The sequence below is a fragment of the Floridaenema aerugineum BLCC-F46 genome (genome assembly GCF_041929345.1).
In the GTDB taxonomy this organism is placed as follows: domain Bacteria; phylum Cyanobacteriota; class Cyanobacteriia; order Cyanobacteriales; family Aerosakkonemataceae; genus Floridanema; species Floridanema aerugineum.
Window position 1 is genome coordinate 58,463 of record NZ_JBHFNQ010000028.1, and the last position, 22,919, is coordinate 81,381.

Below are 22,919 nucleotides of genomic sequence, written 5' to 3' on the forward strand. Positions count from 1 at the left end.
GAAGTTTTTGATCCCCCTAAATCCCCCTTACCAAGGGGGACTTTGAATCCGGTTCCCCCCTTTGTAAGGGGGGTTAGGGGGGATCTAACCAACAATCTATATAACTAGCAACCTGACTTAAATCTATCAGTTAATATGCTAATCAAACAAATTATTTCCGTGATGGCAAAAATAACTACTCCAACTATTCAACAGTCAGCAGTAATTCCCTACCGCATTCAAAATGAAAAATTAGAAATTTTGCTGATCACTTCTTCAGGAGGTAAACGTTGGGTTATTCCCAAAGGAATGATTGAACTATTTATGAAACCGCACTATTCCGCAGCAAAGGAAGCTTGGGAAGAAGCGGGGGTTGTTGGTGAAGTTTCCGAAACTCCAATTGGTACTTACAGTTATAAAAAATTGGGATGTAATTTCTTAGTTGAAGTGTTTTTGCTGCGCGTAGAAACGGTGTTTAAAGATTGGCCGGAAGTTAAAATTAGGAAAAGAGAGTGGTTAAGTTTGAAACAAGCAATTAAACGAATTGAGGAACCAGAATTAAAACAACTTTTGCTAGAATTTCCCCTTCATCTGTCAAACAACCCACTTTCTTAAAAATGTCCGTTGTGGCGCTTGGGCGCTATTATCAAGAGCGCTAAAGCGCCACAACGTACCTATTACTATAAAAACCTAGAGGTAAAGCTGTAATGAGTGGAAAGTTAGCTGTAATTGTTGGTAGTATTCTAATTTTCGGAATTCTGGAAAATCTGTTTCCGTTTTTTACTTATAAGCAGGGTTTAATTAACCGGATGGCTACTAATTTTGGGTTGGGTGTGTTGAATGCGATCGCCGCCAGTCTAACCACAATTTGGCTATCCCAATGGTTACAACAACAAACTACTTGGCAAGGATTATTTCATGGTATTAAACCGATTTGGTTAGTCGGCATTTTATCAATTTTAATTTTAGATTTGTATATGTATTTTTGGCATAGATTAATGCACACTTGGCCCTTAGCTTGGCGCTTTCATGCTGTACATCACACAGAACAATCAATGAATGTTTCTACAGCTTATCGGTTTCATGCTATAGAAGTAATTGCTTCTTATTTACCCAAAATTCTCTTAATTTGGCTATTGGGTATTGCTATTCAACCATTAGTAATTTATGAACTAGCATTTATCTTTGTGATTGTTTTTCATCATAGCAATTGGGCGTTGGGTTATGGGTGCGATCGCTTTTTAAGCTACTTCATTGTCACACCTAACTATCACCGAATTCATCACTCCCAAATTGTCCAAGAAACTAACTCAAATTATGCCAGCCTTTTGACTATTTGGGATAGAATTTTCCAATCTTTTCGGCATAGAGATGACCCAGAAAATATTAAATTAGGTTTGACAGAAGAAGCGAAGGAACTAAACTTAATTAGCTTACTGAGTTTACCTTTTTAACCATAAAGACCCAGCGACTCAAGTCGCGGGCTATACAAACAAAACCTGCCGACGCAGGTTAAAAGTCCGCGCAGGCGGACTTTGGTTGTGTAGTTGCGGTTTTAACCGCCAAAACCTCTTCAAACATCCTTTAAGGATTACAATACATACATTGTGAAGGATCGACTTGTTTAATGCCATCAGGAAATAGAACCTCTTTCTGAAAACCGCATTTTTGGCACTGATAAATAGTGGCTAAAGTTAACCCAGTAGGCATATTGCACAAAGTACAGGGTAAACCGGGTTTTCTATCAGTTATACTAAAACCAGGAAAATCACAATTTGGACAAAGGCTATTAATTTTCTGCACTAAATTAAGAGTAGCTTTGGCGATATTTTGCATCCTTGTAGGATTATAAAGCGCCCGCATATCTGTTTCTAAATGCACTTTACCATTTGGTGATTTTTTCAGGAATAAACTCACCGCTTCTTCGAGTTTTTCTTCAGTAGTAATTCCCTTAATTACCTCGCTACTATCTTTGGGAATCTCTTCAAACATGACAACTAAACCATGTTCGGGAAATCCAACTTTTTGGGCGAATTCAAAAGCCTCTCCTACACTTTTAACTAATTGATGACTGTGGTTAGTTTCGGGGGAAAACTCTTCACCAATAATTTCTATGTCATGTTTTTTATCTAATAACAGAACTATTTCCCGATTACAAGATAAATAAGGTACAAAAGGATGAGGCCCAAAAGTTCCTTCGCTGGCAATGGCTAAAGTTTCACCTGTGATATTTAATGCTTGTTCGGCTTTAAATTTAGCCGCTTCGATTTGTGTTCCTAACCGTTTAATTTCTCTGGTAAATGTCCCAAATTTATCGCTATCAAAGTCTGAGGGAACGATCGCTTTTACTCCCAATTCTCTTGCTAAAATTGGTGAGATTACCTGTTCCTTTTTGTGCATGGTAGCTATGACAACGGTGCGATCGACAAACCACGATCCACTCTTCATATTTTTTGCCTATTATTACACCTAGATTAAAATTTGCTTAAATTATATCATTTAGCTTAAAATAGGCAAGATTTGAGGATCTTTCTTTTGAAAGATTCATTATCTAGTATTTAGTTTAAAATATTAGAGATTTTAGCTGCATCTGGTTAATGTCATGTCCTGGAACAGTTTTCTGAGAAATATAGCCGATCGCTATGGACTTTCTGGAATACAGAGAGATATTTTTACCCAGCGTTTTAATGAATATAATTATGGGAAAAATGAAACAGAAATTACGGCTGATTTGAAGAAAAATCTCCGAATAGATATAGATGAAGCTGCTTACAAAAAAGAATTGCGCTTAATTTATGATAAATTCATTCAAAGTCAGGAAAACCCAGAAGGTTGTCCAGATCTTGATTATAAAGGGCCAAACAAATATAAAAGATTACTAGCTTGGCTAGAAGCAAAATATGAACAGGGATCGGTTTCAGAAACTCCTCAACCTTTGCCAAAACCCAAATATCCCAACATAGCCGAACCGCTAAACTCGCCTTTTTATATTGAACGTCCGGCGATCGCAGTTCCCCTATATCAACAAGTATTGCAACCAGGGGCTTTAATTAGAATTAAAGCAGCTAATCAAATTGGTAAAACCTCTTTGTTAATCAGAATTTTAGATCATGCTGCGACTAAAGGTTATCAAACAGTACAGTTAAACTTTTGGTCAGAAGCCAAAGTAAATGATTTTGAAACTTTAGATAAATTGCTGCGTTGGCTATGTGTAAATATTAGTCGTCAATTGCATTTAAAACCCAAGTTAGATGCTGATTGGGATGAGAATTTTGACAGTAAAACTAACTGCACTGAATATTTGCAAAACCATATTTTATCAGCAATTAATAGCCCTTTGGTTTTGGGTTTAGATGAAATCGATCGCGTTTTCCACTATCGCCACATTGCCGATGATTTTCTATCTCTACTGCGAGAATGGCATGATAAATCTCAAGAATTGCCAATTTGGAAAAAACTGCGGTTAGTATTAACTTACTCCACAGAACCATATATTAGATTAGATCGCAAAACCTCTCCGTTTGAGGTAGGATTAGAAATGAAAATTCCCGAATTTACAGCAAAAGAAGTACAAACTTTAGCTGATTTACATAATCTTTGTTGGCAACCTAAAGAAGTCAAACAATTAATGACACTAGTGGGAGGACATCCTTATTTAGTGCGATTAGCTTTTTATCATTTAACTCGCCAAAAAATTAGTTTAGATCAGCTTTTATTGGAAGCAACTAATCGATCGGGAATTTACAGCGAACATCTCAAACATTTGTTAGACTATTTAGACGCTCATCCCGAATTAAGAGCAGCAATGAGAAAGGTTTTAAAAACCGATAAAGGAGTACAATTAGACATCACCCGTGCCAATAAATTAGAAGCTTTGGGTTTAGTAAAAATTCAAGGCAGTAAAGTAATTCTTAGCACTCAATTGTACCGCGATTATTTTCGCGATCGTCTCTAGGGGGAGGTGGGGAGATGGGGGGATGGGGAGATGGGGAACTCACTTAAAACTCTGTAGGGGCAATTCATGAATTGCCCCTACAACTCAAAACTTCCCCAGTCCCTAGCCCCCAATAGCTTCTCGAATAGCTTGGGCTGTTGCAGGTGCTAATAAAATGCCATTACGATAATGACCAGTAGCTAAAAGAATATTGCTATAACCGGGTAAATTACCGATAACTGGTGCAGGTCTTCCTTCAGGGCGGGGGCGCAAACCTTGCCATGATTTAATAATAGTAGCATTGGCTAAAGCTGGGCAAAATGCGATCGCTTCGGATCGCACTAATTCCAATCTACTAGCATCCGGTTCCACCTGATAACCATCCGTCGGAAATTCCACCGTTGCCCCTACCCAATAATCTCCCCCGCCCAGAGGTACAATATGCACATCATTGCCTGTAATTGCAGGTTGAAAATCGGGATTTCCTAAAGCACGATCTAACCTTAAATGTAAAGCTTGACCTAGAACTGGTCTAATATCAATTTGATGTAAAAGCGATTTGGTTAATAACGAAGAACCTAAACCAGATGCTAACACCAACCAATCACATTCAAAATTACCATTAGTAGTTTTTAGCTGCCAACCACTTGATAAAGATTCTATTCCCGAAACATCAACCCCAAACTGAAAATTTACGCCGTTTTTTGTCGCCGCATCTACTAAAGCCAAAGTTAAAGCAGTCGGATCAACTTGCCTATCTTGGGGCGAATAAACCCCAGCAATTACCCTTTCTAAATTCAACTGTGGACAATTAGCTTTTACCTTCTCCAAATCCCAAATTTCTAAACTAAAACCTTGAGAACGGCGAACTTCTGCCAACTCTTCCCAACTTGCCAAAATTTCCCCTACCAAACAAAGCAACAGAATTCCCTGGCGATTAAAAGGAATTTGCCGCCCTAAACTTTTTTCTAACTCAGGAATTAAACTTTCATAACGCTGCATACTACTTTGGCGCAGTCGCCAAGCACTTCCTTTAACCTTGTGACTAATAATTCCCATCAACACACCCAAGGCGGCACTCGTCGCCCCTTGCGCTGGTGATTTTTGTTCTAAAACTGTCACATTTAATTCAGGAACTAAACTGAGTTCGTAGGCAATTGTTGCCCCAATAATTCCGCAGCCAATAATTACAACTTTGCTCATAAATTTGACAATTGGTAATAATTAAAGTTGCTAGTTATGAGCTTAAGGGTTTTTGATCCCCCCTAACCCCCCTTAATCAGGAGGGAACCAGATTCAAACTCCCCCTTAATCAGGAGGGAACCAGATTCAAACTCCCCCTTAATCAGGAGGGAACCAGATTCAAACTCCCCCTGATTCAGGGGGAAACCAGATTCAAACTCCCCCTGATTCAGGGGGAAACCAGATTCAAACTCCCCCTGATTCAGGGGGATTTAGGGGGATCGAACCCACAATATTTGTAATCAGCAACTTGCGTTAATAGGTAATTGGTAGTTGGTAGTGGGTAATGGGATTATTCCCCCTTCCCTACTAGCTACTACCTACTACCTACTACCAAACTTAACGATCGATTATGCTTTAGGAGTTAATTCCAAGAACGATCGCAACTCTCTTTGGACAACGCCAAAATTGCGGATAGCCTTTTGATAATCACGGCTATCAGCAGCTTCATCAATTAAGATCAACCCTTCAATTAACTCCTTGGAAGTATCACGGGCTTTTGTCTTATCTTGAGGCAGCAAATTGCGTTCAATAAAACTCAATTTTGACCGCAACTCACCCAAAGGCCCACGAATGAAATTCTTGACAAAAGTCCAATTTTCATCTTGGATTAACTTCGCTAATTCCGGCATCCGTTCCTGAACTTTTACCAAGTCAGAAGCATACTGCTGAATTTGCTCAATTTGTGCCGGGGTGTAAGTAGGTGGCTTAGTCGCTGTGGGAGCACCACCGCAGCTAACTAGAACTGTCGCCACAAACGCCAGAATTATCGCCAGAATAGACCGATGACGTGCCTTGAACATTTCTTTTGCAATCAACCTATCAAAAAAGCATCCTTAAAAATATTAGCGGCGCAGAAACCCAATTAGTGCATCACTGACTTTTTCTGACCAATGTTCTTGCGGATAATGCCCCGCTTCCTCGATTTTGACCAATTCTGCATTCGGCATCGCCGCTTTCAGCTGTTCGGCATGAGAAAAAGGCAACCAAGGGTCTTTCATTCCCCAAACAATCAAAGTTGGCTGTGACCACTGCTTTAACCCAGCCGTAATTTCTGCCCCTGTTTGGGTCAATTGCAGGTTTCTTACCGTTGCTAACAAACTTCGACCAGCAGCGGAAGTTTTTAAGAAAGGACGGCGATAGACATCTAAATCTTCGTCTGAGATGCCATAACGACTGCCACCTTCTAAAGTTCGATCGACTAACAGGGGGTCTTGGGTCAGCATATCACCCACAAACGGCAATCCCAACTGTTGCAATTTCCAAGGTAACTTAGCTTCCGGAGAAACAGGAGCGCCCAAAATTGCCAAACGTTCTATTTTTTCAGGATGAAGCAAGGCGTATTGAATCCCCACAGAACCCAAAAATCCTTGCACAACTAAAGAAAATCTTTCTAATTCCAGAGTTTGAATGAATTCAGTTAAAGCTTCAATAAAAGCATCGGGTGTGTAAGCAAAGTCCCGACGGTCTGGTTTAGCCGAAAAACCAAAACCGATCCAATCTGGGGCAATGCTTGTATATCCTTTATCTGCTAAAGCTGGCATTACCTGCGTCCAACTATAACTTTGGCTCGGTATACCATGTAACAGCAATACTGGCAGTCTATCACTTCTGCCCAAGGGTTTTGCTTCCCGATAAAACCACTTGAGGGAACCTACTTCGATTATTTCTTCATTCGTGGTCACTCGATCGATCCCATTACAGCTAAATTTTGTCTGAGCTTACCTCTCTAGGGGGCAAGAGGACAAGGGGCAAAGGGGCACAGGGGCACAGGGGCAGGGGGGCAGGGGGACAAGGGGACAAGGGGACAAGGGGATAACTCAAAACTTTTTCTTTCACTCAAAACTCTGTACGGGCAATTCATGAATTGCCCCTACAACTCAAAACTTCCCCCAGTCCCCATTCCCTTTCTTAATGTTGCGAATTTAGCAATAAATTGTTAGACTAATTCGCCAAAATCAAAGCAATATTTTAACTCTAAGGAACTACAACAGTGAATGCTGCCCAACAAGCCACTAGTATTGAAGTTGCGAGTAAAATTGCTGCCGTTGTAAATTCGTTTAAGTGCGAGTTTCCCGATGCTAAGGCAGACTTGAAACCTTGGCAAAATGATGCTGATACTAGGGAGTTAGTCGATCCTGATTCGATCGATATTGGTTTTCATCTCCCTGGATGGAGTCGCAGGTTTCAATGCCGAAGTATGCTGGTACAAATTCGGTTTCACCAAGATCCGGTTGAAGGTTCGCGGCGAGCGATCGGCATCGAAATAGCAGGTTTTAATCATCAAGGTTTAGCTTGGCGATTTTCCACTGTGGAAAATTGGAGTATAGTTGGTGAATATCAGCCAGTCCCGGAAATGGAAGAAAAATTAAAGCGGTTTGGTAGAAACACTTTTCAATTATTTAATGGTTCCTAGAGACAAAGCAGAAGGCAGGAGGCAGAAGAAAGAGGGTTGAGAAAATTCCTTAATTTAAAACTCTCTTCCTAACTCAAAACTCAAAAAACGAAGCTAAGAACTTTCCCCAGTCCCTAGTCCCTAGTCCCCAGTCCCCAATCCCCGACAACCGATCGGATATCCAGATTGGTAAGTAGTCTCACGTTTGCCAAAAATAGTATAACGATTGTCGCGCACCTGTTCGTAAATGCGATCGCCCACCCACTTCACCCCAGGTAACGCCCGATAAGCTGCCACAAAACCATTTCCCGCAGGTAACAACCTTCCAATTTCTTCCGCTGCATCGCTACCTTGCCAGCGTTTTTCCGGTGCATTAGCATCAATTAATATCATTCCCATTTCACAATCTTCGGCAGTAATGCCAAACTGACTTAAGGTTTCTAAATCCTGCATGGGACTGTAGTGAAACATCTGACCCCGATCTAAGGTTTCCAAAATTTGTACCAAGGTTACACAAAGATTACAATTGCCGTCGTAAATTACGTAGTAACTCATTAAATTTACTATCTATTTACCAAGATCAATAAACTTTCTCTTCTTAGATTAACAAAAATTTAGATTATTGTTGCTCTGGTTTTGCAACTAATAACAACGGCTCTCCTGGTAGGATATTAGGGAATTTTGCTGAAACTCCTTACCTGGATAGCTAATGATAAATTCCCAAAACAACTAGTGAGAAGAAGTACTCAATCAAATTCAGGAAGTTACCATTAATATGTTAGGTAATCTAGCTTCTGAGCCATCATTAATATGTATAGTTTTATATCACCATTAGTTGAAAAAGTCATAGTAAAAAATAAACCCCGGCAGCGGTGGAGTTATGCGATCGCCATTGTAGCAGTAGCGATCGGCACCATTCTTAAACTGCTACTTAACCCAATCCTAGAAGTAAAAAGCCCATTTCTACTATATTTTGCCACAGTAATGTTTAGTAGCTTGTACGGCGGTTGGCAGGCTGGCATACTGGCAACAATTTTATCTGCTCTCTTGAGCGACTACCTATTCTTAAACCCAACTAATACGCTACTGGCTGGCAGTTTCGGGCAGATGTTACGGCTAGGAATATTCATCAGCGAGGGATTACTGATTGCAGCGATCGTTTCCGCGTTAAAGTCAACAACACAGCAACTTCGGTTAAATCAAAAAACTCTGGCAGAAAGTGAAGAACTTTATCGCTCATTAGTTGATGTGGTGCAAGATTACGCCATTTTTATGCTCGATCCTCATGGCTATGTTATCAGTTGGAACAAGGGAGCCGAACGCCTGAAAGGATATCGAGCAGATAAAATAATCGGTCAACATTTTTCCCGCTTCTATCCACAGGAAGATCTTGAGCAAGGATTACTAGAATCAGCATTACAAACAGCCGCAACTACAGGTAGCGTACAAACAGAAGGTTGGCACATTCGTAAAGATGGTTCGCGTTTTTGGGCAAATGTTTTAATTACAGGATTAAGAGATGAAGCGGGAAATATTAAAGGCTTTTCTAATGTTACCCGCGACGTAACTGCAATTAAGCAATACGAAGCTGAACGCGATCGCTTAATTGCAGAATTACAACTAGAGCGATCGCGCCTAGAAACTATCCTAGAGCAAATGCCTGTGGGAATATCAATTGCTGAAGCTCCTACAGGTAAGTTGATTTTTGGCAATCAAGAAATGGAGAGAATTTACCGTCATTCCTTCATTTGTGCCAAAAATATCCAGCAATACCAACAATATAAAACCTTTCACCCAGATGGACGACCCTATCAGCCCGAAGAAACAGTTTTAGCACGGACAATTACTCGCGGCGAAGTGGTTAAAGATCAAGAAATTGTTATCCTGCGAGGTGATGGTACTTGTGGCACAATTTTGGCTAATTCTACACCTCTTTACAATGCACAAGGACAAATAGAAGCCGGAGTTGTGGCTTTTTTAGACATTAGCGAACGCAAACAAGCCCAAGAACAACTTGCCAATCTCAACACCATTTTAGAGGAGCGAGTACAAGAACGCACCGTCCAATTAGAGCAAGCTAGAAACGACGCTCAGTTAACCTCAAATCTTTTGAACGGGATTATTGAAGGCACTAACGATTTAATTGCGGCAGTAGATATTGAATTTAGATTTACTGCTTTTAATACTGCCTATAAACAAGAATTTACCAAAGTCTTTGGTAGAGAACCTGAATTAGGAATGAATATACTAGATGCTGTGGCGCACTTGCCTAATGAGCAAGCAAAAGTTCGAGAGAGTTGGGGTAGAGCGTTGCAGGGAGATAACTATACAATTATTCAAGCTTTTGACACTATAAATTCAGAACGCTATTACTACGAGATTAATTTTAGTTCGATTAAAGACACAAATAATCAATTAATTGGGACTTCTCAAATTGTCCGCAATGTGAGCGATCGCATTCGTAATGAAGCACAAATTCTTAACTTGAATCAGGAACTAGAACAAAAAGTAATTGAACGCACTCAAGCCTTAGAAACGGAAATTCAAGAACGGATTAAAATTGAAGCAAACTTGCGCGAAAGTGAAGAACGCTTCCGTACATTAGCAGATAATATCTCACAATTTGCTTGGATGGCTGACGACAAAGGATGGCTTTTCTGGTATAACCGTCGTTGGTTCGATTACACTGGCACAACCTTAGAAGAAATGCAAGGTTGGGGTTGGCAAAAAGTTCACCATCCCGATCATTTGCAGAGAGTTGTTGACAGCTTCACTCACTCACTAAATACCGGAGAAGCTTGGGAAGATACCTTCCCACTTCGGAATAAAGAAGGTGAGTTTCGCTGGTTCCTTTCCCGTGCTTTACCTATTAGAGATAAACAGGGAAATATTGTGCGGTGGTTTGGGACAAATACTGATATTCAAGACATTAAAGAAGTGCAGGATGCCTTACGTGAGAAGAACGCCATTCTCAATGCCATCAACACCTCTACCCCAACCCTAATTTATGCCAAAGATCGAGAAGGAAACTTTATATTCGCCAATCCTGCTCATCTCGCTATTTTGGGTAAGTCAGAAGCAGAAGTATTAGGCAAAAACCCTAGTGATTATTTATCTAATCCCGAACAAGTCGAGCAGTTGAAAGCGAACGATCGCCTAGTCATCGAAAGCGGAGAAATTCTAGTTTATGAAGAAACTGTAGACCTTTCTGTAGGTAGACGCACTTACCTATCAACTAAATCACCTTACCGAGATCAAAAAGGGAAGATTATCGGGTTAATTGGCATCTCTATAGATATTAGCGATCGCAAACAAGCAGAAATAGAATTACAACAAAGTAACGCCATTCTCAATGCGATTAACACCACCACCCCAATGATGATTTATGCTAAAAACTTAGCAGGACAGATGTTAATAGCAAATCCTGCTGTTCTTACTGCATTGGTTAAATCAGAGACAGAAGTGATTGGGAAAACCGATGCTGAGTTTTTGCCCGATCGTCAACAAGCAGAATATATTATGGCGAACGATCGCCGAGTCATGGAAACCGGAGAAGTGCAAACTTATGAGGAAACCTTAGATTTTCACATCGGTAAACGCACTTACCTATCTACTAAATTACCTTACCGAGATAAAGATGGTAGCATTATCGGGTTAATTGGCATCTCTACAGATATTAGCGATCGCAAACAATTTGAAGAAAACTTAGCAGCCAAAAATCGCGAAATTACTAATATTTTAGACAGCATTACTGATGGTTTTGCCAGCCTAGATCGAGATTGGCGCTACACTTATGTCAACCCAAAAGCCGAAGAGATTTTAGGCAAACAACAGAGTGAGTTACTGGGTAATAATGTCTGGGAAATATTTCCCGAAGCAGTCGGTTTACCGGGCTACAATTATTGCTACCAGGCAGTAAACGAACAAGTAACCATTGAATACGAAGAATTTCACCCGTTCCTCAACAAATGGTTGAACGTGCGCCTTTATCCATCTGTTGACGGTTTAACACTTTACTTTCAAGACATCACTAAGCGCAAACAAGCAGAAATCGCATTGCGCCTGAGTGAAGCTAAATTTAGACAATTAGCTGATGCAAATGTTGTCGGTATTATGGTTGCTAACTACAAAGGCGAGATTACCGAAGCGAATGATGCCTTTCTACAAATGCTTGGTTATGTGCGATCGGATCTCGAAGCTGGTGAAGTTAGCTGGCGCAAGATTAGCCCAATTGAATATTTACCCCTAGACGAGCAAAAATGGCAGGAACTCCAACAAACGGGCAAAGTATATTTTGAAAAAGAATATTTGCATAAAAATGGCTCGCGCATTCCCGTTTTAATTGCTGCCGCTAAGTTGGAAGGAGGCGAAGACGCAGCAATTTGCATGATTGTCGATTTAACTGAGCGCCAGCAAGCAGAAAATGCCCTGCGCCAAAGCGAACAACGTTTCCGCAACCTCGCAGACTCAATGCCCCAAATTGTCTGGACTGCTAACCCAGACGGCATAGTAGATTATTACAATCAGCGTGTCTATGAATTTAGCGGCTTTTCTCAACAAGCAGACGGAACTTGGCAATGGCAACCAGTATTGCATCCAGAAGACGAACAGCGCACCGTAGAAGCTTGGCTGCAAGCACTAAAGACAGGCGAAATTTACGAATGCGAACACAAAATTAGAAGAGTTGATGGTGAGTTTCGCTGGTATCTTAGTCGCGGAATACCAGTTAAGGACGAGCAAGGGCGCGTAATTAAATGGTACGGAACGGCTACCGATATCCATGCTCAAAAGCAATACCAAGCGGAACGAGAAGAACTGTTGCGCCGGGAACAAGCAGCACGCACAGAAGCAGAATCAGCCAGTCGTCTCAAGGATGAGTTTTTAGCCACACTGTCTCACGAACTGCGAACCCCGATGAATGCCATGCTGGGGTGGACAACAATGCTGCGAACTCGCCATCTCAATGAAGCGACTGTTGCTCGTGCCCTAGAAACGATCGAACGCAATACCAAAACCCTCAATCAACTAATTGAGGATATTTTAGATGTATCGCGGATTATTCGTGGTAAAGTTCGCCTCACTCTTCAACCACTGGAACTTGTGCCTGCAATTGAACAAGCGATCGAGACCATCCAGCCAACCGCAACCGTAAAAGATATTCAGGTTGTACTAGAATCCGTAAACACAACCTCTGTGATGGTAAAGGCTGATAGCAGTCGCTTACAGCAAATTATCTGGAACTTACTTTCTAACGCCATCAAATTTACGCCCAATGGTGGAAGCGTGCTCATAAAATTATCAGCAGTAATGGCGCAAGAAAGGGAAAAATTTTCCCCATTCCCCGTTCTCAATTCCCACTTTGCCAAAATTCAGGTTATTGATACAGGTATTGGTATTGCTCCAGAGTTTTTGCCCTTCGTGTTCGATCGCTTCCGGCAAGCAGATGGCTCGATTACACGGTCGCACGGCGGGTTAGGATTAGGATTGGCGATCGTCCGTCACTTAGTAGAATTACACGGTGGTACAGTCCAAGTTTCCAGCCCAGGAGTCGGACAAGGAGCCACTTTCACCGTTAATCTACCACTTGTAATCCACAGTAACAGCCCCGGGAAGCAAGCAGATAGAACAGAAGATGGGATAGCATCTAGCTCTGATAGTTCCTTACTTAAAGACTTACAGGTGTTAGTCGTTGATGACGAACCGGATGTCCGCGATTTAGTCAGTGTAATTTTAGAAGACAGGGGAGCCAAAGTAACTACTGTAGGATCGGCTCAAGAAGCACTCACGGTATTAGTCAAAAAATCGCCTCCAGATATCATAGTCAGCGATATTGGGATGCCAGAAGGCGATGGTTATTCATTAATCCGCCAAATTAGGAAGCTACCACCAGAGGCAGGGGGACAAATTCCGGCGATCGCCTTAACAGCTTATGCTAGTTCTGAAGACAGCAATAGAGCCCTTTCGGCAGGTTTTAATCGCCACCTCCCCAAACCAGTCGATCCTACAGAATTAACTATAGCGATCGCAAACATCGTCAGGGGATAGGGGATGGGGTGAAAGGGTGTAGGGGTTAGCTATTTGTAGGGTGCGTGACGTTGCAAGATTATTTGCACCAAGCTATGAGCCTTGTAGCGTCACGCACCAACCACTGATTGTGACAGTTGCGTAAGTCCTGCAAAAGAAATGGTGCGTTACACGCTTCGTTAACGCACCCTACAGCTGAATTTAATTCCCAAGAGTCCCAAGAGTCCCAAGAGTCCCAAGAGTCCCCTTGTCTCTCCTAATCAGAGAGTGCCCATCTAATCGCCGGACGAGAAGACACCACACCACGATAGGAAATTTTAGTTAACCTTTCACTAGGAAGGGGAGAAAGATCCATCCGAAAAATCACATTTTTATTGGCAAATCGAAATCTATAGATAGGTTCATCATTAGAAACAGCTTCTCCCACACAAGAAGCAAATTCCGATTTTAAAGGTGCAGTAAATTCCACAAACTTAGCCCCAGAATTAGTTAATCTCGCAGGATTTGCGATCGCACTAGTATCAGCAATAACCGTATGTTCACCCCCACCTTCATAACTCCGAAACGAAGTCCAAAGACTCATATTACTGGGGCAATTTCCCGAGCGTCTACTCACATTAATTGTTGTATTCGGCGCATTCCCAGGAATTGACGGCGCTGAATTTTGAGAATTTTGCGTCACCCCTGGATTAGCTGTCAGCAAAGCAGATAAAATCCCCAGGCTTAAAGTTAAACTCGTTAAGCTTTTCATAGTTTTACCTAATTCTCGATCTATGGTTTTGAACTTGATTAATCAGCGATCGCCCATCTCACCGCAGGTTGAGCAGAAATCACATTTTTAATAGTGATTTCCGAAGGATTAGTAGGAGTATCTTTAGGTAATTGCACAAGGAAAATTACCTTTCCATTTTCCAACCGAAAACTATAAAGATTTAAAGTTTCATCCTGAGAAGTAGCTGTGCCCACACAGGAAGCAAAATTACTTTTTAACGGTGCAGAAAATTCCGCAAACTTCTTATTGGAACGCACTAAACGAGCCGGACCTGCGATCGCTAAAGTATTAGCGATCGCACTAAACTCACCACCCCCTTCATATTGGCGCATAGCAGTCCAAATCCCAACACTTTGCGGACAATTTCCCGAAGTACGAATTACCTTGAAACTCTCATTCGGTGAAGTTCTTGGAATCGCTAGCGGCGTAGATTGGCTTTGTGTGAATCCAGGAATTGCCATAAATAGCGTCGCAAATATACCTAAACTACTAGTAAATCGAATTAAATTGCTCATAAGTCTTCCTAAGTATGCCACTCACTTGATGATACAGACGCAAGAAATCCAGCTAAGTTTCATTAACATTCATTTACAAAAATATTTTCTGGTGTTTTCAGCTACAAAATCCAGCGCCACAGAGATGGACAATAAGAGTTTATCTAGAGAATAGCTTTTAAGTATTTATTGATTGGTCAAGTCTATGAAAACCCGGATTATTGTCTGTGGCTTGAGTTCTGCTGGCTATAAAATATATACCTTATTGAAGCAACAAGGAGCAGCTGCGATCGGAGTTCATCATCAACCTATTGCTGATGAAAGCTCGATAATTGTTGGAGATTTACGAGCAGCTTCTACTTTAATTTCAGCCGGAATACAAGAAGCAGATACTTTAGTTTTAGCCGCCAGTGACGAAGCTTTAAACTTAGCAATTCTTACCCAAGCCAGAGTTCTAAATCCGCAAATTCGCATTATTAACCGATTATTTAATACTAGTTTAGGCGATCGCCTCGACAAAATTTTACCCGATCATTTTACCATTAGCGTTGCCGCCCTAGTCGCCCCCGTCTTTGCCTTTGCAGCATTAGGAAATCGTGCCATTGGACAACTACGCCTATTCAATCAAACTTGGCCCATTCATGAAGAATGTATCCACGAATTTCACCCTTGGAAGGGAAAAAAATTAAGCGAACTTTGGGACGATCGCTCCCGAATGTTAATCTATTATTTACCAGTCAAAGGTCAAATAGACTTAGTTTCCGGGGTGATTTATGGGCAAACGTTGCAAGTTGGCGATCGCTTAATTATCGGCACCCAACCCAGCATCCGCAACAATCGTCAATCCAAAATTCAAAAAGTATTTAAATTCCTCACCAACCTCCGCCGATTTCAACAACATGGACAAGCATTAGCCCTAGTTTCCCTCATCCTCCTCATCACCCTATTCTTTGCCACCACCATCTATGTTTTAACCGATTTAAAAATTACCATCACCGATGCCCTATACTTTTCCGTCGGCATGGTGACAGGAGTCGGAGGTAACGAAAAAGTCACAGAAAACGCCCCAGAAGCCATCAAATTCTTCACCGTAATTATGATGCTAATTGGTGCAGCAATCATCGGCATCTTTTACGCCCTACTCAACGATTTTGTCTTAGGAACTCGCCTAAAACAATTTTGGGATGCCGCCCAAGTTCCCAGCAAAAATCACTTCATCATCTGCGGACTTGGTGACATTGGAATGCAAACAGTTAATCAACTACATTCCCAAGGACACGAAGTAGTTGTGATTGAAAACAACCCCAACAATCGGTTTTTAAATACCATCCGTTCCATAGGCGTACCAGTAATTCATGGAGATGCCAGTTTATCCACAAGTTTAAAAGCAGCCAACATCAACAAAGCCAACGCCTTACTAGCAGTCACCAGCAACGATATTACCAACTTAGAAATCGCCTTAAGCGCCAAAGGAATTAACTCCAAACTGCCCGTAATAGTGCGAAATCAAGACCCCCAATTTGCTTCCACCGTCCAACAAGTATTTGAATTTGAAGCCGTATTTAGTCCCACCGAATTAGCCGCCCCCGCCTTCGCCGCCGCCGCTTTAGGAGGCAGAATTTTAGGCAACGGAATGACAGGAAATACACTCTGGGTTGCCCTCGCCACCACCATCACTTCCGCACATCCTTTTTGCGGCAAACGAGTCAAAGAAGCCGCCATGACAGCTGATTTTGTCCCCTTATATCTAGAAACTAAAACTCAAACAATTCATGGCTGGAATTTATTAGAAACAGCCTTAACAGTTGGAGATATTCTCTATTTAACAATGCCAGCCACAGAATTAGAACAACTATGGCGGCAAACTCCATCTCAGCTTTTAGCGAGTTAACCCAAGTTGAAGCTAGTAATAGGTAATAGTTCAGGGCTACTAAAAGCCCACACTGACCTGACGGTACAGTGTGGGTAGTTTACTTACATAGCCTCAACATTTACCGACAAACCCTTTTGATCCTCAAATTATTCCCTTACTAAACCCTTTTAGAGTAGCCAACCTTATTTAGTAAAGGGGAAGCTGATGGCTTGGAATGAAAACAAACCTTGCCCAACCATCAGCTACTCGTAAGGCATCTATCATCTAGGGGTCGTTATTCCATAATACTTTTTTTGCCTCCAACTCCAAATTATTAGAGTAGAAAAAATGTAGTCTAACTTTTAAAACCTCGTTTCCATCTAATTTATAAATCAGCTACATTTTCTTTTTTAACTATCTAAATAAAAGCGCAACCAAATGATTTATTGACAATTAGTTTCAATAATTAGAGAATAAGGTTGATTTAAAACTATCTGTGTTGTAGGCAAATAGGTAGTTTCACATTTTTTTGATTTTGTCAATATCTTAACTGTAACTTCTTTTGGTAATAATTAATTTCCACTCTAAATAACAGCAATATTGCCCAGTACAAAACATCAGCTTGCCAGCCAGTTAATTCAGTTCATACATTGGACTAGCCATACTATTTTTATACGACTAGCCCAAAAATTCACTCGGAAGTTACATCTTGCCTTTCTGCATCACTTCCTGAAGGTGGTGGCGAATTTCTTGCGCCTGTTGCATATCTGACTCCATCAACTTCTTAAACAATTCCACACAAGGCTCAGACCCAGTTTCTTGGGCATCTTTTATATATGTCTCATAAGCCTTAATCGCTTCCGATTTATTTTGCAATACAGTCAGCAAATCATATTCTAGATTATTGATGACTTGTGAATCGCTATTAACAGCCATAGCTTTTACCTCGATCGATTTCAATACCACATTCACTCAGCCAAAACTGTATTTCATCTGTCCAAAAGAGGATAAAAAGACTTGCCGTTACCATTTGGCGTTTTAGTCAAAGTATACTTTTTTACTTTCACACTTTTATAGTTTTAAGGTGTTTATGTTGCTGCATAACTACTGTAGAGTTAGACATAATATATTTGCGTAATGCAAGTACTTTCCCGTTAATTAGTCCGAGCGACGGTTATCTATCCCTGTAAGAAGACAGAAAACAGAGCATGACACAATTACTCCAAGAACTAAAACCAGCCCAGCCCAATATCGTCAACATTTTTCTACCTTACTACCATAGCAACAAACGTCACCTCCTTCCTTTTGCACTCAATCTTTATCAAAGAGGTTACTTGGAAGGAGTACGTCAGATTATGGGCGGTGACAACATTCCTTTTGTGGTAACTTGGTCTGTAAATAACAATATCTTACCAACTGACTTAACTCGTTGTCGGATACAATTTGACAGGAACCCTGATTATAGTTACGAAGTTACGATCGCAACTTCTGAATTCGTCAATCATTTAATTGAACTAATTCTCAACTTCCAAAGAGATGGGATTAGAGATTTCTCCAAATCCTTTTACTACAGATTACTTCAAGTAAAACAATCCAAGCGATAGGCAGAGGACTCTTGGGACTCTTGGGACTCTTGGGACTCTTGGGACTCTTGGGACTCTTGGGAGTTTTTCTTTCACTGCGTCACCGCGTCCTGTTACTCCTAATCCCCAGTCCCCAGTCGTAGGGGCGATTCATGAATCGCCCCTACCCCAGTCCCCTTTGTTCCTAGTTCAAACTAGCCAACCAATCTAACATTAATTGATTGACAAGTTCTGGCTTTTCATCATGAGGACAATGACCAGTATTCGGAATGGGAATAAACTTTAAAGTTTGCCCATTTTCACTGAGTCGCTGATAAATTCCTGCACCTTTAATTGGTGTCCAAGGGTCTTTTTCTCCCCACAACACTAACAAAGGATGCTGAACTTTTGGCAACAATTCTACAGGACTTGGGCCGGGAGGTGCAGTCAAAATCGAAGCAAAAACTTTTTGAGCACCCACATCACAGGAAGGCTCATAAAGCATCTCAACTAATTCATCTGTGATTGCATCAGCGTTAATATAAACCTGCTTTAAAGTGTTGCGAATCCGATGTTTTTGGCGAATCATATTAAATATGAAAGGGCCAAAAGCTGGCGAACTTACTAACTTAGTAAAAGTTCCCATGACAAATCGCAAAGGCAAATTTAATTCATCTGGGCGATGATTTAATCCTCCCGCACAATTAATTAAAACAGCACCAGCAGCAATTTCGGGATGATTTGCCACTACCATTAAGCTGAGTAAAGCCCCGATCGAATTACCCACAAATATGGTAGGTTCCTCTATGTGCGAAGTGTGGAAATCCTTCACTAAATCTTGCCAAAGTTCCAAACTGTAGTTCAGCGCTGGCTTATCTGAAGCACCAAACCCCAATAAATCTAAAGCAAAAACTCGATAACCACCAGCGGCTAACACGGGAATATTTTGTCGCCAATGTCCAATCGAAGCGCCAAAACCATGTAACAGTAATAGCGGACGACCGCTTCCCATTACAGTGTATTGTATTTTGTGGCCTTGCCAATGCCAGGTGAGTTTTTCTAACTGGTTGGCTTTCGTTAACTGCTGAGTTGTCACAGGATATTTATGAACTTTCGTAAAGTATTATCTCTTATATGATATTATGTCGAGATTTACAGGGATGATATTCAGGAACATTTACTTAAGGAATTAAGCTCAACCAGTTTTGTCTGAGGGTGGCAGAGGAGAATCATGAATCAAGGTTTGTTAGCTTTACTAGGCAGGTTGGTTTTTGCTTCTGCCAGTTTGGTAATTATCCAAACAGCCGCTAATGCACAAGAAAGTCGGTTGTCAACAGCTAATGGTCAACGAATTAGTCAAAATCCGGCAGCAAATGAATTAATTTTAGGGCAAAGACCGACGAGAAGACAAAGGGTAATCAATAACAACGCCCCAGTTCCCCAAGGGGTTAGCGATGCGGTAATTCAAAATTTGTCCCAACAGACGGGAATTGAAGCTTCGGCTTTAAAAATTGTGGAAGCGCAACAGCAAACTTGGGCAAATGGTTGTTTGGGAATTAGCAGCCCTGGAGTTCCTTGCGCGGAAGGGAAAGTTCCTGGTTGGGAAGTGGTAGTGGCGAGTGGAACTGGACGCTGGGTTTATCGTAGTAATATGTCTGGTTCTTTGGTGAAGCTAGATGCGATCGCTACTCAGAATATCGCCAAACGTCCCGCTGCGTCTACCCAAACTTCCCAGTCAGAGGCTACACCAATAGAACGGCAAACGACAACTAACGCCCGTCGCCAAACGACTCAAACTACGACTCAAACCCGCACTTCTGGAGGAACCGCAACCCGCACGCAACGGCAAACTACTACTAACGTGCGTCGTCAGACTACTGCGCCAACAGAAGGGCAAACGGAAACGGCAACTAGCACCACGCGCCAAACGACTCAAACTCCAGCTGCTAGCGAGAGACAAACGGCAACTAACGCCACGCGCCAAACGACTCAAACTACTACTCAAACCCCAGCTGCTAGCGAGAGACAAACGACTTCTAGCGCCACGCGCCAAACTAGTCAAACTACGACTCAAACCAGTACTTCCCAAGGAACTGCCACCCGCACGCCAAGACAAACTACTACAGCTTCCAGTCAGCAAACTCCGGCAAATGGTACGGGAGAATTTAGCCTCGCAATTTGGCAACCTGCGGCTAATTTATCAGAGGTAATTGCGCGGATTTCAGTTATGTCGAAAGATAGCAATTTTGCCAGTGAAAGATACATCGGTGATTACCGCTATCAAGTAAATCAAAGAGCGAAGTTTGTCGGGGGAGTAAATCCAGGCGATCGCATCGTCGTTCGCTTGTATAATTATCAGAATCGCCTGATTGGGTTTACCGAATTTGAAGTTTTACCCCAAAGAGCCTCCGTTAACATTATTCTCGGCAATCGTCCCCTAGTTTCGCGCATCGTTCGCACTGTTTACGGTGTAGATGTTGACGAAAACGCCGCCATTGACAGAGGGGCAAATACTTACGATTTCTACACCAATATCACTGGCATAACACCAAGTCAAGAAAGTGTAGTTTTCCTCAAAGATACTCAAGGAATTGATAAAAGTTGGTATCAAGTTGCTGGATTACCCATACCGCCAGAAACCGGAGTTTTTTCCAGTTCAGTTAGAGCAACGGAAGCTGCACAAATCAAGGTTTTTCCGGCAAATTTACCCGCAAGTATTACCGCTCTTCCCGGTTCACAGGGACAAATAGTGAGCGTAGCAGCTAACAACGAATCTACTTTTAATTTAAGTCAAGACGCTACTCGTTCGGCGCGAGAAACACCCCGCACAATCACCGCACCAGTTAGCAGCACTTCTGAACCAACTCGCGTTGTTAACGAACCAACTAACTCGGAAGTTCAAGCAAGTTTTCCCGATGTACCTGCAAATTATTGGGCAAGGAATTTCATTGGCAGATTAGCAGAAAAAGGAGTCATTCAAGGTTATCCCGATGGGTTATATCGCCCGACAGCTTCTTTAACTAGGGCAGAGTTTGCCATCATTATTACTGGCGCTTTTAACCAAGAGAAAAAGCGGGAAGTTGTTGCCCTCAAGGATGTTTCTCCTAATTTTTGGGCATATCCAGCAATTCGAGAAGCTTACGAAATGGGCTTTTTAGATGCTGATAGTCGGGGGAATTTTCGCCCGGAAGAAAGGATTACTCGCTTAGATGTTTTGGTAGCTTTAGCTAAAGGATTGAATTATGCTCCTACTGCTGCTACTGAAAAAACTTTGCGTGTCTACACCGATAGTGCTAGTATTCCGAGAGGCGATCGCAATTTAATCGCCGCAGTCACAGAACGAAATATTGTGGTAAATTACCCATACGTTCGCTCTTTAAACCCCCAACGAGCCGCAACCAGAGCCGAAGTAGCAGCATTAATTTATCGCGCCTTAGTAAGTACCGGAGAAGTCGCTGATATTTCTTCACCTTATGTCGTTGGAGAAAATACTATCCAAAGAAGACAAACAACACCTACCAGACAACCAGCTAATAACAATAGTGGCAGACAAACGCAATCTATCAGACGTTCAAATACTAATAATCCCGCCAATACTTCTCGCACCCGACGCACTACTACGGTAGAATCTTCTAATACTAATAGAACTAGACGGACTCCAGCAGTACAACGTTCTGGTAACAATTCTACTAGAAGCAATTCCTCCGTTAACCGTTAGGTATTAAAGGAACTGCTACCCACCTACCTAAATACCCGACTTATTCAAGAAGTCGGGTATTTACATTAAATTATAGCTCTTGTTTTAACTCATAGATTTTTGCGGGAGTTAAAGCAACTTTTACTTCTAGCTGTTGCTTGTCATCTCTGAGAATCAGTACATAATTTTCGCCCAATCTGCTAACTTCTATCTGCGGATTTATCATCTGAAATTTTTGATAAACTATTTCCGGTAAACTTAACTGAATCACCACATCTTTTTGCGATTGTGGGTAAATATATAGTTGCTGTTTGAGGGTATCTAACTCTAACTTACTGGGTGTAGTGTTGCGTTCTTGTGGTGAATCAGGTTTTTGCCAATAAAGAGTAATACCTCGAATATCAGAATTAAAAATTATAAATTTTTCATCAAAACGTTGCGCTTCCCATTCAATTTTTCTTAAGTCGCTATCAGGGGGAATTAATCGCTGTTTCCAAGTAATTTCTTTGCCATTGAGATTAGTAAACCATAGTTTGATAATAGCAAAATTATCCGCATTTTCCGGGTTGTTGCTACCTTGTTCCCAAATGATTGTTGACATGGATACTCCTTTTTTTGAACCGCTAGTACTATTATAAGTTTATAGTTAACTGCAAGTTATAATGGCAAAAATTCCTCATGAATTATTAACTACAATTTTTACGTTACTGAGACAATTAGCAGAGCAAATTGAAGCAGCCGCAACAACAGAATGGGAACTTTTACAGCAAGATGGTGAAACAGAAGAGACAATTCCTGAGTTAGAAGAACTATATAGTGCTAGAGAAAAACTTACAGCACGCTATTCTCGTCTAAACACGCTGTTATTGAGAATTTTGGAAATTCAACCAACTGATCCTGCTGATATGTTAAGTTTATTAGAACAAGGCATAGAACCAAGCTGCCCGTGACGCTTGCCAAGCAAGTAT

Annotated in this window: 19 protein-coding genes; 9 read left to right on the top strand and 10 right to left on the bottom strand. The window is 41.4% G+C overall.

Annotated elements, in window-relative coordinates:
• The first annotated feature begins 135 nt into the window (after positions 1 to 135).
• Both ACE1CC_RS03330 and ACE1CC_RS03335 read left to right on the top strand, forming a co-directional pair.
• On the top strand, positions 136 to 594 hold the full coding sequence (locus ACE1CC_RS03330) for an NUDIX hydrolase (RefSeq protein ID WP_413269053.1): 459 nt from the start codon (positions 136 to 138) through the stop codon (positions 592 to 594).
• Positions 595 to 686: 92 nt separating this feature from the next.
• Positions 687 to 1,433, top strand: a complete 747-nt coding sequence (locus ACE1CC_RS03335; protein ID WP_413269054.1) for a sterol desaturase family protein — start codon at positions 687 to 689, stop codon at positions 1,431 to 1,433.
• A 130-nt stretch (positions 1,434 to 1,563) separates the two neighbouring features.
• On the opposite strand, the gene ACE1CC_RS03340 is transcribed toward ACE1CC_RS03335, so the two are convergent.
• On the bottom strand, positions 1,564 to 2,427 hold the full coding sequence (locus ACE1CC_RS03340; protein WP_413269055.1) for a DUF6671 family protein: 864 nt from the start codon (positions 2,425 to 2,427) through the stop codon (positions 1,564 to 1,566).
• Positions 2,428 to 2,581: 154 nt separating this feature from the next.
• On the opposite strand from ACE1CC_RS03340, the gene ACE1CC_RS03345 reads away from it, so the two are divergent.
• Complete coding sequence (locus ACE1CC_RS03345) at positions 2,582 to 3,934, top strand: AAA-like domain-containing protein (RefSeq protein ID WP_413269056.1); 1,353 nt, start codon at positions 2,582 to 2,584, stop codon at positions 3,932 to 3,934.
• A 102-nt stretch (positions 3,935 to 4,036) separates the two neighbouring features.
• On the opposite strand, the gene ACE1CC_RS03350 is transcribed toward ACE1CC_RS03345, so the two are convergent.
• From ACE1CC_RS03350 to ACE1CC_RS03360, 3 genes are all read right to left on the bottom strand, one after another.
• Positions 4,037 to 5,116 carry an NAD(P)/FAD-dependent oxidoreductase gene (locus ACE1CC_RS03350; RefSeq protein ID WP_413269057.1) on the bottom strand — a complete coding sequence of 360 codons (1,080 nt, stop codon included), beginning with the start codon at positions 5,114 to 5,116 and terminating at the stop codon, positions 4,037 to 4,039.
• A 389-nt stretch (positions 5,117 to 5,505) separates the two neighbouring features.
• The gene (gene psbQ, locus ACE1CC_RS03355) at positions 5,506 to 5,958 is read right to left on the bottom strand and encodes a photosystem II protein PsbQ (RefSeq protein ID WP_413269058.1); all 453 of its coding nucleotides are present in this window, start codon (positions 5,956 to 5,958) and stop codon (positions 5,506 to 5,508) included.
• 42 nt (positions 5,959 to 6,000) lie between these two features.
• Positions 6,001 to 6,840 (bottom strand): alpha/beta fold hydrolase, encoded by an 840-nt coding sequence (locus ACE1CC_RS03360; protein ID WP_413269059.1) that lies wholly within the window; start codon positions 6,838 to 6,840, stop codon positions 6,001 to 6,003.
• Positions 6,841 to 7,148: 308 nt separating this feature from the next.
• On the opposite strand from ACE1CC_RS03360, the gene ACE1CC_RS03365 reads away from it, so the two are divergent.
• Positions 7,149 to 7,571: a hypothetical protein gene (locus ACE1CC_RS03365; protein WP_413269060.1), complete on the top strand. Its 423-nt coding sequence runs from the start codon at positions 7,149 to 7,151 to the stop codon at positions 7,569 to 7,571.
• A 120-nt stretch (positions 7,572 to 7,691) separates the two neighbouring features.
• Here ACE1CC_RS03365 and ACE1CC_RS03370 read toward each other — a convergent pair whose 3' ends face one another.
• Positions 7,692 to 8,105: a thiol-disulfide oxidoreductase DCC family protein gene (locus ACE1CC_RS03370; protein WP_413269061.1), complete on the bottom strand. Its 414-nt coding sequence runs from the start codon at positions 8,103 to 8,105 to the stop codon at positions 7,692 to 7,694.
• Positions 8,106 to 8,360: 255 nt separating this feature from the next.
• Here ACE1CC_RS03370 and ACE1CC_RS03375 point away from each other — a divergent pair, with 255 nt between their 5' ends.
• Positions 8,361 to 13,595, top strand: coding sequence for a PAS domain S-box protein (locus ACE1CC_RS03375; protein WP_413269062.1), 5,235 nt, complete (start codon positions 8,361 to 8,363; stop codon positions 13,593 to 13,595).
• 235 nt (positions 13,596 to 13,830) lie between these two features.
• Here the strand turns inward: ACE1CC_RS03375 and ACE1CC_RS03380 are convergent, their stop codons facing one another.
• Together ACE1CC_RS03380 and ACE1CC_RS03385 are read right to left on the bottom strand one after the other, a co-directional pair.
• Positions 13,831 to 14,325: a hypothetical protein gene (locus ACE1CC_RS03380; RefSeq protein ID WP_413269063.1), complete on the bottom strand. Its 495-nt coding sequence runs from the start codon at positions 14,323 to 14,325 to the stop codon at positions 13,831 to 13,833.
• Between the two features lie 38 nt (positions 14,326 to 14,363).
• Positions 14,364 to 14,861, bottom strand: coding sequence for a hypothetical protein (locus tag ACE1CC_RS03385; RefSeq protein WP_413269064.1), 498 nt, complete (start codon positions 14,859 to 14,861; stop codon positions 14,364 to 14,366).
• A gap of 184 nt (positions 14,862 to 15,045) precedes the next feature.
• Between ACE1CC_RS03385 and ACE1CC_RS03390 the strand changes: the two genes are divergently transcribed.
• Positions 15,046 to 16,731: a potassium channel family protein gene (locus ACE1CC_RS03390; protein WP_413269065.1), complete on the top strand. Its 1,686-nt coding sequence runs from the start codon at positions 15,046 to 15,048 to the stop codon at positions 16,729 to 16,731.
• 663 nt (positions 16,732 to 17,394) lie between these two features.
• Here ACE1CC_RS03390 and ACE1CC_RS03395 read toward each other — a convergent pair.
• The gene (locus ACE1CC_RS03395; protein ID WP_413269066.1) at positions 17,395 to 17,628 is read right to left on the bottom strand and encodes a hypothetical protein; all 234 of its coding nucleotides are present in this window, start codon (positions 17,626 to 17,628) and stop codon (positions 17,395 to 17,397) included.
• 272 nt (positions 17,629 to 17,900) lie between these two features.
• Between ACE1CC_RS03395 and ebsA the strand changes: the two genes are divergently transcribed.
• Positions 17,901 to 18,296, top strand: a complete 396-nt coding sequence (ebsA, locus tag ACE1CC_RS03400) for a type IV pilus biogenesis protein EbsA (RefSeq protein WP_413269067.1) — start codon at positions 17,901 to 17,903, stop codon at positions 18,294 to 18,296.
• Between the two features lie 163 nt (positions 18,297 to 18,459).
• Here the strand turns inward: ebsA and ACE1CC_RS03405 are convergent, their stop codons facing one another.
• Positions 18,460 to 19,350: an alpha/beta fold hydrolase gene (locus ACE1CC_RS03405; RefSeq protein WP_413269068.1), complete on the bottom strand. Its 891-nt coding sequence runs from the start codon at positions 19,348 to 19,350 to the stop codon at positions 18,460 to 18,462.
• A 135-nt stretch (positions 19,351 to 19,485) separates the two neighbouring features.
• Here ACE1CC_RS03405 and ACE1CC_RS03410 point away from each other — a divergent pair, with 135 nt between their 5' ends.
• Complete coding sequence (locus ACE1CC_RS03410; protein ID WP_413269069.1) at positions 19,486 to 21,972, top strand: S-layer homology domain-containing protein; 2,487 nt, start codon at positions 19,486 to 19,488, stop codon at positions 21,970 to 21,972.
• Between the two features lie 70 nt (positions 21,973 to 22,042).
• On the opposite strand, the gene ACE1CC_RS03415 is transcribed toward ACE1CC_RS03410, so the two are convergent.
• Entirely contained in the window at positions 22,043 to 22,552 is a 510-nt protein-coding gene (locus ACE1CC_RS03415) for a hypothetical protein (RefSeq protein WP_413269070.1), read from the bottom strand.
• 61 nt (positions 22,553 to 22,613) lie between these two features.
• Between ACE1CC_RS03415 and ACE1CC_RS03420 the strand changes: the two genes are divergently transcribed.
• Positions 22,614 to 22,901, top strand: a complete 288-nt coding sequence (locus tag ACE1CC_RS03420) for a hypothetical protein (RefSeq protein ID WP_413269071.1) — start codon at positions 22,614 to 22,616, stop codon at positions 22,899 to 22,901.
• Positions 22,902 to 22,919: the final 18 nt, after the last annotated feature.

Coding starts and splice junctions, on each gene's coding strand:
- ACE1CC_RS03330 (WP_413269053.1), top strand. CDS start 136: ATGCTAATCAAACAAATTATTTCCGTGATGGCAAAAATAACTACTCCA.
- ACE1CC_RS03335 (WP_413269054.1), top strand. CDS start 687: ATGAGTGGAAAGTTAGCTGTAATTGTTGGTAGTATTCTAATTTTCGGA.
- ACE1CC_RS03340 (WP_413269055.1), bottom strand. CDS start 2,427: ATGAAGAGTGGATCGTGGTTTGTCGATCGCACCGTTGTCATAGCTACC.
- ACE1CC_RS03345 (WP_413269056.1), top strand. CDS start 2,582: ATGTCCTGGAACAGTTTTCTGAGAAATATAGCCGATCGCTATGGACTT.
- ACE1CC_RS03350 (WP_413269057.1), bottom strand. CDS start 5,116: ATGAGCAAAGTTGTAATTATTGGCTGCGGAATTATTGGGGCAACAATT.
- psbQ (WP_413269058.1), bottom strand. CDS start 5,958: ATGTTCAAGGCACGTCATCGGTCTATTCTGGCGATAATTCTGGCGTTT.
- ACE1CC_RS03370 (WP_413269061.1), bottom strand. CDS start 8,105: ATGAGTTACTACGTAATTTACGACGGCAATTGTAATCTTTGTGTAACC.
- ACE1CC_RS03375 (WP_413269062.1), top strand. CDS start 8,361: ATGTATAGTTTTATATCACCATTAGTTGAAAAAGTCATAGTAAAAAAT.
- ACE1CC_RS03380 (WP_413269063.1), bottom strand. CDS start 14,325: ATGAAAAGCTTAACGAGTTTAACTTTAAGCCTGGGGATTTTATCTGCT.
- ACE1CC_RS03385 (WP_413269064.1), bottom strand. CDS start 14,861: ATGAGCAATTTAATTCGATTTACTAGTAGTTTAGGTATATTTGCGACG.
- ACE1CC_RS03390 (WP_413269065.1), top strand. CDS start 15,046: ATGAAAACCCGGATTATTGTCTGTGGCTTGAGTTCTGCTGGCTATAAA.
- ACE1CC_RS03395 (WP_413269066.1), bottom strand. CDS start 17,628: ATGGCTGTTAATAGCGATTCACAAGTCATCAATAATCTAGAATATGAT.
- ebsA (WP_413269067.1), top strand. CDS start 17,901: ATGACACAATTACTCCAAGAACTAAAACCAGCCCAGCCCAATATCGTC.
- ACE1CC_RS03410 (WP_413269069.1), top strand. CDS start 19,486: ATGAATCAAGGTTTGTTAGCTTTACTAGGCAGGTTGGTTTTTGCTTCT.
- ACE1CC_RS03415 (WP_413269070.1), bottom strand. CDS start 22,552: ATGTCAACAATCATTTGGGAACAAGGTAGCAACAACCCGGAAAATGCG.
- ACE1CC_RS03420 (WP_413269071.1), top strand. CDS start 22,614: ATGGCAAAAATTCCTCATGAATTATTAACTACAATTTTTACGTTACTG.